General features: G+C 49.1%; 6 protein-coding genes and 2 pseudogenes. 1 reads left to right on the top strand and 7 read right to left on the bottom strand.

The window, feature by feature from the left end:
• Positions 1-54: 54 nt before the first annotated feature.
• From sucD to HGH92_RS34330, 6 genes and pseudogenes are all read right to left on the bottom strand, one after another.
• Entirely contained in the window at positions 55-942 is an 888-nt protein-coding gene (gene sucD, locus HGH92_RS13915; protein WP_168871299.1) for a succinate--CoA ligase subunit alpha, read from the bottom strand.
• 122 nt (positions 943-1,064) lie between these two features.
• Positions 1,065-1,889, bottom strand: coding sequence for an ABC transporter ATP-binding protein (locus HGH92_RS13910; RefSeq protein ID WP_168871298.1), 825 nt, complete (start codon positions 1,887-1,889; stop codon positions 1,065-1,067).
• 2 nt (positions 1,890-1,891) lie between these two features.
• On the bottom strand, positions 1,892-2,635 hold the full coding sequence (locus HGH92_RS13905; RefSeq protein ID WP_168871297.1) for an MlaE family ABC transporter permease: 744 nt from the start codon (positions 2,633-2,635) through the stop codon (positions 1,892-1,894).
• Positions 2,636-2,697: 62 nt separating this feature from the next.
• Complete coding sequence (locus HGH92_RS13900) at positions 2,698-3,729, bottom strand: hypothetical protein (protein ID WP_168871296.1); 1,032 nt, start codon at positions 3,727-3,729, stop codon at positions 2,698-2,700.
• A gap of 122 nt (positions 3,730-3,851) precedes the next feature.
• A pseudogene (locus tag HGH92_RS34335) lies at positions 3,852-4,874 on the bottom strand (phosphate acyltransferase); the annotation flags it as partial.
• A 75-nt stretch (positions 4,875-4,949) separates the two neighbouring features.
• Positions 4,950-6,176: pseudogene (locus HGH92_RS34330) on the bottom strand (malic enzyme-like NAD(P)-binding protein); the annotation flags it as partial.
• A gap of 147 nt (positions 6,177-6,323) precedes the next feature.
• Between HGH92_RS34330 and HGH92_RS13890 the strand changes: the two are divergent.
• Positions 6,324-6,764, top strand: coding sequence for a DUF4293 domain-containing protein (locus HGH92_RS13890; RefSeq protein WP_168871294.1), 441 nt, complete (start codon positions 6,324-6,326; stop codon positions 6,762-6,764).
• Positions 6,765-6,850: 86 nt separating this feature from the next.
• Here the strand turns inward: HGH92_RS13890 and uvrA are convergent, their stop codons facing one another.
• Positions 6,851-9,667, bottom strand: coding sequence for an excinuclease ABC subunit UvrA (uvrA, locus tag HGH92_RS13885; RefSeq protein ID WP_247654883.1), 2,817 nt, complete (start codon positions 9,665-9,667; stop codon positions 6,851-6,853).
• Between the last annotated feature and the right edge of the window lie 269 nt (positions 9,668-9,936).

Below are 9,936 nucleotides of genomic sequence, written 5' to 3'. Positions count from 1 at the left end.
GATTGGGAGACCCGCTTCACTTTTCACCTTTTCAAATATATCAGGGTAAACTGATTAGGCCAGTGCTGGTTTTTTGCTCAGTACTTCAGCCATCGTTTTACCGATGTTAGCAGGGCTTTCCACTACGGTAACACCGCATTCAGCCATGATTTTCATTTTAGCGGCAGCAGTATCTTCCGCACCACCGATGATAGCACCGGCGTGGCCCATACGGCGGCCCGGAGGCGCTGTCTGGCCGGCGATGAAGCCTACAACAGGTTTAGTGCCGTATTCTTTGATCCAGCGGGCTGCTTCTGCTTCCATGCTACCACCGATTTCACCGATCATGATGATACCGTCAGTTTCAGGGTCGTTCATCAGCAGTTCCACTGCGTCTTTGGTGGGGGTGCCGATGATCGGGTCGCCACCGATGCCGATAGCGGTAGAAACGCCCAGACCGGCTTTAACTACCTGGTCAGCAGCTTCGTAAGTCAGGGTACCGGATTTGGATACGATACCGATTCTGCCTTTTTTGAAGATAAAGCCCGGCATGATACCGACTTTAGCTTCTTCCGCGGTGATTACACCCGGGCAGTTAGGCCCGATGAGGCGGGTATTGGAACCTTGCAGGAAGTTTTTGGCCTTGATCATGTCCTGAACAGGGATACCTTCCGTGATACATACTACCAGGGCAATACCAGCTTCGGTAGCTTCCATGATTGCGTCTGCAGCAAATGCCGGAGGTACAAAAATGATAGATACATTGGCACCGGTAGCTTTTACCGCGTCGGCCACGGTGTTGAACACCGGGCGCTCCAGGTGGGTTGTACCGCCTTTACCGGGCGTAACGCCGCCTACAACCTGGGTACCGTACTCGATCATCTGTGTAGCATGGAAAGTACCTTCTGTACCGGTAAATCCCTGCACAATCACTTTGCTATCCTTATTAACTAAAACACTCATCGCGCTTGTTTTATTGGTTTATTATGTTATATGTTTCTTCTATCGGTGCGGCAAAAATAAGCCGATTTCCATAATTCTGCAATTTAGTGCCTTTAAGATAAAGCTACCAATTAGCAGGGAAATTACTTTTTGCTGTCGCGTTTCAGCTGTTCAGCCAGCTGATCTTTCCACTTATTGTCCTTGAACATGTCCAGCTGGCGCATTTCTTTGGCTTCCCGGAGGAATTCGGAGGCAAAAATGAAGTCATTGAGCTTCTGGTCCTTACTGAACACGATCTCCTTATTGCTGCCTTCCCACTGCTTCTGCCCCTGGTACATATATACAATATGGTCACCGCTTTCCATTACGGTGTTCATATCGTGGGTGTTGATAACGGTGGTGATATTATATTCCTGGGTCAGTTCCTTGATCAGCTGGTCTATCAGCAGGGAGGTCTGTGGATCAAGGCCGGAGTTAGGCTCGTCGCAGAACAGGTATTTGGGATTTAATACGATGGCACGGGCAATTCCCACCCTCTTTTTCATACCACCGCTGATTTCGGCGGGGAATTTTTTGGCGGCGTCTTTCAGCTGCACTCTCTCCAGACACTCTTCCACCCGCTTTTTCCGCTCTTTTAAGGAGTCTTTGCTGAACATTTCCAGCGGGAACATCACATTTTGTTCCACCGTCATACTGTCAAACAGCGCCGAGCCCTGGAACAGCATCCCGATCTGCTGGCGGACTTCCTTCTTGGCGTGGTGGTCCATGGCGGTGAAGTCCTGGTTATCATACAGGATAGTACCGGTATCGACGGTCATCAGGCCCACGATACATTTCATCATGACGGTTTTACCGCTACCGCTGGCGCCAATAATCAGGTTTACCTTACCAGACTCCATAACGGCCGAAACGCCTTTCAGTATCTCCTTATCTCCAAAGCCCTTGGTTATATCTTTCAGTTCAATCATGATTACAGTAATATAGCCGTTAACGCGTAGTCCATAAATAATATCAGTACGCAGCTCACCACCACCGCAGTGGTGCTGGCCTTACCGATCTCCAGGGCGCCGCCCTGCACGTTGTAGCCATAGTAGGCCGACACGCTGGCGATAATAAACCCGAACGTGTAGGATTTGGCCATGGCGAAAAATACGTTATAAGCCTTAAACTCCTGCCGCAGCCCCATCATGAACTGTTCCCCGGAGAGCGCACCGGACAGCACGCCCGCCTCTTTACCGCCCCAGATACCCAGGAAGCCGGCAATGGCCACCAGGACCGGGATCATCAGCGTAGCGGCCAGGATTTTAGGCAGGATCAGGTAACCTTTGGTATTGATGCCCATGATCTCCAATGCGTCTATCTGTTCAGAAATACGCATATTGCCCAGCTCAGAGGCTATTTTAGAGCCAATCACCCCGGCCAGTACAATACTGGTAAGGGTAGGCGCAAATTCAAGGATGATGGTGTCGCGCACGACCTGTGCGATCGTGCTTTTGGGAATAATAGGGCTTACCAGCTGGTAAGCAGTTTGCAGGGTGGTAACCCCTCCCATGAAAAGGGAGATAATAAATACTATCCCGAACGACCCTACGCCAATATCTACGCACTGCTGCATGAACTGTTTCCAGTATAACTTCATGTTTTCCGGACGGGAAAACATGCCTTTCAGCATCAGCAGAAAATTTCCAAAATGATAAAAGAATCTGAATTCCATAGCTGGTCAAAGATATGAAGGATTTTGCCAATCCGACCCGAATTTAAGATTTTATGGTGTGGCTAACGTAAACTGCTTACCAGTAAGCGTTTCAAACTACGCTCGATAATTTCGCCCATCGTCTTGCAACGCGAAAAAACAGCATCGTGATAATACTCTGCCAGCTCATCTCCCAGCTGCTGCACCTTCTCCGGGAAAGACACTTTATCGGTCATGATCACGTCCCGCAGGTCTTTGATCCGGTGACGCTGCACCTTGAGACGGCGTGCGATCAATGCCCGCTCTTCCTGCTGGTACTGCTTTACCACTTCAGCATTGAGATGCTTCATCGCCAGCTCCACAAACACACGGTTCTCCTTAAAAAACTGCGGCATATACAGGGTGCGGCGACCTTCGTAAAACTGCTGGTCAAAATCAATGGCGCGGATACGGAACTGCACATCATCAAAATCAGGAGTGATATCAATGATAAAATTATAAGAGCGCATATCCCCCAGCAACCGCACAAAACAACGCTCATTGAATTTCACAAACTCCTTGGCGATACGTTTGGGATTAAAATCCATCCTGTCGAGATAATGCAGAATAAACTGATCCCCGGGCACACCGGCAATATGTTCCTCCACCAAAGTATTACCATCAATCAGAAAGTTCATCCAGTAGGGTGACAGGATATGTTCCAGCTCCAGCCCATAGATACGGGAAGCATCGGCCACCTTGATATAGAAGTAGTCATATACTTCGTTGTAGTTATTGACGATCTTGATGCGGAAGGGATGGGAATTGCCAAAGGTGCAGTAATCAATGCGTTCTATATGCAGATGCTCTTCCGCGGTCTGGTCACCCCCGGCCTTGAGGATGGAATAAATCCGTTTCAGGCCGGCATGAATGGAATCCATCGTGCTTTGCGGATAAAATACTGTTTCCCAGAGGGTATCCTTGCCTTCCTTGTCATATACGGAAATGGAATGCTCATAATAGCGCAGTTCCTGATATGTCAGTGGCAGCTTCACCTCCCGCTCGTACAGTTTAAGGTAGTTACGGAAAGCCTCATTGATCGGAAAGAATATCTTCTTTTTGGAGATTGTCTGCATAAGACAAATTTAATCAAATCCGGACAAGCGAAGGCGCAGCAGGGCATAATAAACGCAGAGAGCGAAGGCCGCCAGACGGGTGATGTCTGATAGCCTTCGCTCTCTGTATAAATTGAAGTTCCTTATTTTTTCTTCTTCTTGTCCGCTTTCGCTTTCTCCTCTTTACATTCAGCTTTGCGGCACTTTTCCTGCGCGTCTACCACAGCGATGTTCACCATGTTAACGATCTGCCTTACCGTGCTGCCCAATTGAAGGATATGCACCGGTTTTTTCATGCCCAGCAGTACCGGACCGATGGCATCGAAGCCGGCTACTTCCTGCAGCAGGTTGTATGCTACGTTACCAGCGGTGAGGTTCGGGAAAATGAGGGTGTTCACTTCCTCGTTCATCAATTCGGTAAACGGATAGTTGTCTTTCAGAATTTCCTTGTTGAAAGCCATCGCAGCCTGGATTTCGCCGTCCACTACCAGCTGAGGGTCACGTTGTTTCACGATTTCACGGGCTTTAGCCACCAGCTGGGCTTCCGGCGTTTGGCTGGAGCCGAAGTTGGAGTAAGACAGCATCGCGATACGTGGCGTGATGTTGAAGTGTTTCACCTCTTTGGCCACCATCAGGGTGATGTCTGCCAGTTCTTCCGCAGTGGGATTGAAGTTCACCGTGGTATCCGCCAGGAACAGCGGACCGCGTTTGGTATTGATGATATACATACCGGCTACGCGTTTCACGCCTTCTTCCATGCCAATTACCTGCAGTGCCGGACGGATGGTGTCAGGATATTTACGGGTAAGGCCTGAAATCAGGGCATCTGCTTCTCCTGTTTCCACCATCATGCAGCCGAAATAGTTACGTTCGCGCATGATTTTGCGGGCTTCGTAATGGTTAAAGCCTTTACGCTTGCGTTTTTCGAAGAACAGGTCTCCAAAGGCGTGACGTTTTTCCTGCATCTCATCGCTTTTCGGGTCGATGATCACCACATCATCTATCTCGATGGAGTTCTCGTGCATCAATTGACGGATACGGGCTTCATTGCCCAGCAGGATCGGGAAGGCGATACCTTCGTCGTTTACTACCTGGGCGGCCTTCAGGATTTTTACGTTGTCGGCCTCCGCGAATACCACCTTGCGCGGGTCGCGGCGGGCTTTGGTGCCAATCACCCTGAACAGCTGGTTGTCCAGTCCCAGACGGTTGTTAAGCTCTTGTTTGTAAGCTTCCCAATCGGTAATAGGGCTGTGTGCCACACCGCTTTCCATAGCTGCTTTTGCAACAGCGGGCGCCACGGTGCTTAACAGGCGTGGGTCCAGGGGTTTGGGAATGATATATTTAGGTCCGAAAACGATGTTTCTTTCGTTGTAAGCCAGGTTCACGATATCCGGCACAGGGGATTTGGCCAGTTCGGCGAGTGCCCGTACAGCAGCCAGTTTCATGGCCTCATTGATCTGGGTGGCCCTTACGTCCAGTGCGCCACGGAAAATGTAAGGGAATCCGAGTACGTTGTTAACCTGGTTGGGATAGTCAGAGCGACCGGTAGCCATAATCACGTCCGGTCTGGAAGCGATGGCAGTATCATAGGCAATTTCCGGATCAGGATTGGCCATAGCGAACACGATCGGATTTTTAGCCATGCTTTTTACCATTTCCGGTGTCACCACATTACCGACAGACAAACCGAGGAAAACGTCGGCGCCTTTCATGGCTTCTGTCAGCGTGGTTATTTTGGAAGTGGTGGCAAACTGCATATGCCTTTCAGTAAGGTCTGTACGGGATTTATTCAATACCCCGTCCTTATCGAACATGATGAAGTTTTCCGGTTTGGCGCCCAGTGCCACGTACAGCTTCACGCAAGCCATGGCAGCGGCTCCTGCGCCATTCACCACTATTTTTACTTTGTCGACTTTTTTCTTTACCAGGTCCAGCGCGTTGAGCAGCGCAGCAGCGGAGATGATGGCAGTACCGTGCTGGTCATCGTGCATTACCGGTATTTTCAGCTCTTTACGCAACCTGTCTTCGATTTCAAAGCACTCAGGGCTTTTAATGTCTTCCAGGTTGATGCCGCCGAAAGTAGGCTCGAGGGCTTTCACTGCGGCCACGAAACTATCGGGGTCTTTGGTATTCAACTCAATATCAAATACATCGATATCGGCAAATATCTTGAACAGTACAGCCTTTCCTTCCATCACCGGTTTACCGGCTTCCGGGCCGATATCTCCCAGGCCCAGTACGGCGGTACCATTGCTGATAACCCCTACCAGGTTGCCTTTGGCAGTATATTTATAAACATTTTCTACGTCTTTGTGAATCTCCTTGCAAGGTTCAGCAACGCCCGGAGAATAGGCCAGGGAGAGGTCCCATTGTGTTTTAGTATCTTTCGTAGGTATTACTTCGATCTTGCCCGGCCTTCCCTTTGCATGATAGTCCAACGCATCCTGCTTATTCAGTTTTCTTGCCATATAAGTATAAAAAGATTGTTATTGGGCGTGCAATATACGAAGTATTACACTATACGGACTATCAAAATCCGCAGTCCGCTATCAGATATTGCGCTTTTCAACCACTAAATTTGCTTACTTTTACGCCGTTAAACATTCACAAATATCATGATACAACGCATTCAGAGTCTTTATCTGCTGTTGGCTGCCGGAGCCGGAGCCGCTACCCTGTCTTTTGATCTGTGGAAAGCCAAGCTGAGCAATGGAACAGCCATCGCTGTCAATGCCTCCAGCAACTACCTGTTATTCGTGCTGTATGTGATCATCATCCTGTTAGCACTTTTTTGCATTTTCCTGTTTAAAAAGAGAAAACTGCAGTTCCGCCTTACCATCTTCAATATTCTCTTTGCCATTGCCGCATTGGGTTACACCTATTACACCGTAAAGGAAACCGGCAATAAATTTGCTGCCAGCGGAACACCAGTGGCATCAGGCTCTTTCCAGTTTCCGGCATTTCTTCCGGTACTGGTGATCATACTGCTTTTCATGGCTGCCAGAGGCATCTATAAAGATGAGAAGCTGATCAAATCACTGGACAGGCTTCGATAAGCACCAATCATTATACACCTTGCCCAACAAAAAGAGGACTGATCATCACTGACCAGCCCTCTTTTTATTGGGTATTTTTTTTCTTTTTAGAGAAATTTCCCGGTATAACTTTCTTTCACTTTCTTCAACCCTTCCGGTACGCCTGTATATAACAGGTTTCCGCCACCGGCACCACCTTCAGGCCCCAGGTCAATTGCCCAGTCGGCACTGCGGATCACGTCCAGGTTGTGCTCAATTACCAGTACGGTATGTCCCTGATCGATGAGCGCATTGAAAGAGTTCAGCAACTTCTTTATATCATGGAAGTGAAGACCCGTAGTGGGTTCGTCGAAGATAAACAGGATTTTTCCCTGTGCTTTTCCCTTTCCGAGGAAAGACGCCAGCTTCACACGTTGCGCCTCGCCACCACTGAGGGTATCACTGCTTTGGCCCAGTTTAACGTAACCTAAGCCCACATCACTCAGTGGCCGGATTTTATTACATACGTCCTTTTCATCTTTAAAGAATTCCAACGCCTCATCTACGCCCAGCTCCAGCACTTCATAAATATTCTTGCCCTTATAGGTCACTTCCAGTACTTCGTCTTTAAACCTTTTACCGCCGCAGCTTTCGCAAGTCAGGTGTACATCCGCGAGGAACTGCATTTCCACGATCACTTCCCCTTCTCCCTTGCAGGCGTCGCAACGGCCGCCATCCACGTTGAAAGAGAAATGTTTGGGCTGGAAACCACGCATTTTGCTGAGTGGTTGTTTTGCATAGAGGTCACGAATTTCGTCGTATGCTTTGATATAGGTGACCGGGTTTGAACGGGAAGATTTGCCGATCGGGTTCTGGTCTACCATTTCAATCTGGGTGATCTCATCCACGGCGCCTTTAAGGGCTTTGTGATAGCCTACCCTTTCCGCAAATTCACCTTTCAGCTTCATCAGCGCGGGATAGAGGATTTGCTTTACCAGCGTGGTTTTACCGGAACCGCTCACGCCTGTCACCACGGTAAAGACTTCCAGTGGAAAATCTACTGTAATATCTTTCAGATTATGCTGACGGCAGCCTTCGAGCGTAATGGCTTTTTTCCATTTACGCAGTTTGGCCGGAGGATCTATACGATAGTTACCGCTCAGGTATTTGCCGGTCAGGCTTTTGCCATCCTCCAGAATTTCCGGGTAGGTGCCTGCGAAGATCACCTCACCTCCGAGATGACTTGCCAACGGTCCCATATCGATGATGTAATCGGCCTCTTCCATCATTTGCTCATCGTGTTCTACGATCACCACGGTATTGCCGAGGTCGCGCAGTTCTTTCAGCACATTGATAAGACGGTGGGTATCACGGGCATGCAGACCGATACTCGGTTCATCGAGGATGTACATGGAGTTGGTAAGGTTACTGCCCAGTGTACGGGTAAGCTGTATACGCTGACTTTCGCCACCACTGAGGGTATTAGCCACCCTGTTGAGCGTCAGGTATCCTAACCCTACGTCCAGCAAGGTTTTCAGCCGGTGATTAATTTCAAACAGGATACGTTTGGCCACCTGTTGATCATATTCGTTCAGTTGCAATTGATCGAACCAGTTTTTCAGGTCTGATACCGGCATATCTACCAGGCGGGCGATGTTACTGTCGGCCACGCGGATGTAGAGCGCTTCCTTGCGCAAACGGCCGCCGCCACATTCGGGGCATATGGTACGTCCGCGGTAGCGTGCCTGCAACACACGGTATTGTACTTTGTAGAGGTTCTGCTCTACCATTTTGAAAAATTCGTTCAGGCCGTAGAAGTGTTCGTTGCCGGTCCACAGCAATTGTACCTGTTCATCTGTCAGGTCTGCTATGGGCTTATGTACCGGGAATCCGAATTTACGGGCCACTTTGATCAGCGCTTCCTTGTATTCGCCCATTTTCTCTCCTCTCCAGGGAGCGATGGCGCCTTCAAAAACACTCAGGCGTTTGTCGGGGATCACGAGGTCCGCATCAATACCGAGCACCTGTCCGAAGCCTTCACACGTGGGGCAGGCGCCGTAAGGGTTGTTGAACGAGAAGAGGTTGGGCACCGGTTCTTCAAACTGGATCCCGTCCAGTTCAAAGCGGTTGGCAAAGTGGGTGATGCTTTTACCGTCCACTTCCACGTGGCAGTCGCCTTCGCTTTCATAGAAAGCTGTCTGCACGCTGTCGGCTATACGGTGTTTATCATCTTCCTCAAAATCTTTGACGACCAGCCTGTCTATCAGCACCCAGGCATCTGCGGGCACAGCCGGTTTCTTTTGTTCCATCAGTTCTTCGATGCGCAACAAGCCGTTGCCACCGGCGGAGGGAGCATATAAACGGGAGAAGCCTTTCTGCAGCAGGATGTTCAGTTCTTCTTTAGCGTCTCTTTTGGCGTGCCTGCGGAAAGGCACCAGTAGTAAGACTTTGCTGCCGTGTTCGAGATGGGAGATATAGTCCACCACATCACTCACCTCGTGTTTTTTCACGAGCTGGCCCGACACGGGGGAATATGTTTTACCGATGCGGCCAAAGAGCAGGCGGAGATAATCATAGATCTCCGTCATCGAGCCAACGGTTGAACGGGGCGTACGGGTGATCACTTTTTGCTCGATCGCGATTGCTGGGCAGATTCCTTTGATGTAGTCCACGTCCGGTTTGTTCATTCTCATCAGGAACTGGCGGGCGTAAGAGCTAAGGCTTTCCGCGTAGCGGCGTTGTCCTTCAGCGTACAGGGTGTCCATTGTCAGGGAGGATTTTCCCGAACCGGAAACGCCGGTCACCACCACCATCTTGTTACGGGGAATGGAGACGCTCACATTCTTCAGATTGTGGACCCTGGCGCCTTTTATGAAGATATTGTCCTGCGGGTTAACCGGCTGAGGATCAATGACGGTTTCTTTTTTCTTTGTTTTCATTGCCATGACAGAACAAATTTACGGGAAAAGATGTTAGTTGAATAGTAATTGATCCGGCAATCCGTTTACAGAAAATTAACCAGAACGAAGTACCCCAAAATGGCTAAAAGCTAATCTCCAAGGGCAGGAAAGCTATTTTTATTATTTGTTTTATTGAAGTATTCTTTTATATTTGCATAGAACCTTTTCTATACCTTGGAATAGTAACAAAATCTTTAACGCTTAAAACTGCTCATTATCGCCTAAACTCTACTCAATTAAACAACCAACAGGCT

It is taken from the genome of Chitinophaga varians, from assembly GCF_012641275.1.
GTDB lineage: Bacteria > Bacteroidota > Bacteroidia > Chitinophagales > Chitinophagaceae > Chitinophaga > Chitinophaga varians_A.
Note: the sequence above shows the minus strand (reverse complement) of the source record. Positions and strands in the feature narration are given on the sequence as shown.